A 1839-nucleotide genomic window follows, 5' to 3' on the forward strand; every position below is an offset into this window, starting at 1 on the left:
GCCCTCTTTCCGCGCCTAGTAGCAGTTGCCCTCCCACATCGACATGACTGCTTCCTTTAGGAACCTCAGATGAACAAGAGAGAGAAAAGGGATAGCAGCGCAACAACTTAACCTCGCTTGCCCCATCGGAACTTCGCTCAAAGTTCTGCAGGAAAAGCCCTCCCGAAAGGTATGCGGTAACAATTCGTCGATCCCCATCCTTGGAGCTGAATGAGGTTATGAGATGCTTCTCTCCCGTAAATCCGCACCCGATTACAATCGCATCATCAGGCGCCCTGACCCCATCAAAACCTCGGAGCTTGATTTGAGTAAACTCATTGCTTCTGTTTTTGAAAACACCGGACACTGTATCCGATAATTCAGTCCATGCAGGAGAACTCATCTCACCCGATAACGCCGGGAATCTAGGCTTGACGTCATTCATGCTACCCGCAACAAGATATGTACCACCGAAGAATACATCTGAGCCAACCTGCGTTATTGCCTTGGGAGGCGGCTTTGTCGCACACCCTGCAAGGACGGCGGCAATAACTCCACATAGGGCCACCCGGCAGAAAAGCCTCTTATAAAATGTCACACGAATCCAGTAACCATTTCTCTCATTCATGATTTCCTTGCCACATGGCGGCCAGCATATTTCTCAGCAATTTGTTAAGACTAATGCGTGCGACATAATTAGTCAATCAGGGGTAAATACTGATTTGCTATCAGGGTTTGACTGATGACTAGCGTAAGGACTTCTTGTGATATAAAACGGCATCTGGCCGGGCTCGTTATGGTCGCCACGCCCCTTGAGGGTTGTATAACTGTGGCCGATATACCATTCCCCATATAACGCTTTCTCAGCCTTTGCTTGTTGCGCATGGACTTGGGGACACTCAAAATCCGAATGACTCCCGCCCACATTCATGCCCAGCCGCTTCTTTGCGCCAAAACACCTATTTCTCGTGGTTCTTTGAGGCGCTATACGAACACCCTGAGCCGTTGTATTTGGATCCGCACCAGACGCACTTGCCGGCTCCGTGACCGTGGCGATGATTGCGATTCGGGCTATAGGAACAACCACTCCCATAGTAACTTGATCCGCAGAATTCGCACTTCTTCTCATCGCCAACGTGCTCATGGTTGCGGTTCGGACTGTAGGAACATCCGCTCCCGTAGTTGCTCGAACTGCAATAACGGCAGTTACTCCCCTCTGCGGCCAGTGCGACCACTGCTATCATCAATAGACTACAGACAATTCCTGCTTTTGCTTGACGATTCACAGTATCCCCTCCCTATGCTATTTCTGACGAAGCATAGCCTAATCCCTCGCATCGCGCTTCGTTTTTAATCCAAGCCTCCGTCAATCGCCGTGGGCTTCTCCAAACGCCTGCATAGCAGCATTCCTGTCGCGATACCGATACAGTCCATCATGATATCGGCCCGCTCGAACATGCGATGCGCGTCGGGACTCAGAAGCTGAACATATTCGGTGCCAGCACCATAGACGCCCAGCTCCAGAACAAGCACCCTCTCCATCCGGTAGCCGCAGTAGTGTCCAAGCCAGCGATAGGAAGGCAGAAAATCAGGATCGGGATCCGGTGAGGGGAATACCTTTCCGTACTCGACATGTTTCAGGTGGCGGCAGTGGTAATACACGTTCCCCTTTTGTCCCAAGAGTCAATCTAGCGTCCATGTCCTTCTACAGCTAAACCGGCAGACGGTCAACCCGGTGTGCCGTTGACTCCGATGATGCCGGTTCACGGGAGAAGTTATGACAACTATGAATGATGCGATTTCACCCCTCTTTCAAACCCTGCAAAAAAGCGACTTACTTCACTTCATATTCGATAATCA

3 protein-coding genes are annotated in these 1839 nt (G+C 50.7%); all 3 read right to left on the minus strand.

Annotation, left to right across the window (positions count from 1 at the left end):
• On the minus strand, positions 1-607 hold a 607-nt coding region (locus WCO51_13305; GenBank protein ID MEI6514230.1), incomplete at its 3' end, for a hypothetical protein.
• 72 nt (positions 608-679) lie between these two features.
• On the minus strand, positions 680-1108 hold the full coding sequence (locus WCO51_13310) for a hypothetical protein (GenBank protein ID MEI6514231.1): 429 nt from the start codon (positions 1106-1108) through the stop codon (positions 680-682).
• Positions 1109-1329: 221 nt separating this feature from the next.
• Positions 1330-1659 carry a hypothetical protein gene (locus tag WCO51_13315; GenBank protein MEI6514232.1) on the minus strand — a complete coding sequence of 110 codons (330 nt, stop codon included), beginning with the start codon at positions 1657-1659 and terminating at the stop codon, positions 1330-1332.
• Between the last annotated feature and the right edge of the window lie 180 nt (positions 1660-1839).

The sequence above is a fragment of the bacterium genome, from assembly GCA_037131655.1.
Taxonomy (GTDB): Bacteria; Armatimonadota; Fimbriimonadia; order Fimbriimonadales; family JBAXQP01; genus JBAXQP01.